At 71.5% G+C, this 467-nt stretch carries 1 pseudogene; it reads left to right on the top strand.

Annotation, left to right across the window (positions count from 1 at the left end):
* Positions 1–467, top strand: a pseudogene (locus DBR34_RS24470) (RpoH suppressor); the annotation flags it as partial.

The following is a 467-nucleotide window of genomic DNA, read 5'->3' as shown; positions in this document are numbered from 1 at the left end:
CTGCTCGGGCTGTGCAATGGCAGCACCCAGGCCGATGCCGCCACCCCGGCCCTGACCGACTGGCTGCATGACCGCCTGCAGGCGCTGTCGGGCCAGCCGCCGGGCCAGCCGCTTACCTTCGGCGACCTGCACCAGGCCCCCCGGTACGCCGGCGAGCCGGCCGACGCGCAGGCCATCAGCCTGCAGATGATCACCACCTGCGTGTCGCATACCGAGCCGCGCACGTTGCCGTTCAGCGGGGCGCATTTCTGGTTCCTGCGCGAAGAATTCGCGCAGTTGTTCCCGGCCAGCGTGGTGGAGTGGCTGGTGGCCCAGGCCGGGGCGCCCGAGCAGGTCGATGGCCGCGCGTATTACCGCCTGGTCGACGGCGACCAGTTGCCGGTGCTGGTGGCCACGCGCATGAGCCTGAGTTTCCCGCTGTTGATCAGCGCGGTGCCGCTGCACGAGCCGGCGCGGCGCGAGCGTCG

It is taken from the genome of Stenotrophomonas sp. HMWF003 (assembly GCF_003061285.1).
GTDB lineage: Bacteria > Pseudomonadota > Gammaproteobacteria > Xanthomonadales > Xanthomonadaceae > Stenotrophomonas > Stenotrophomonas maltophilia_AP.
This window is presented reverse-complemented; position numbering and strand designations above follow the sequence as displayed.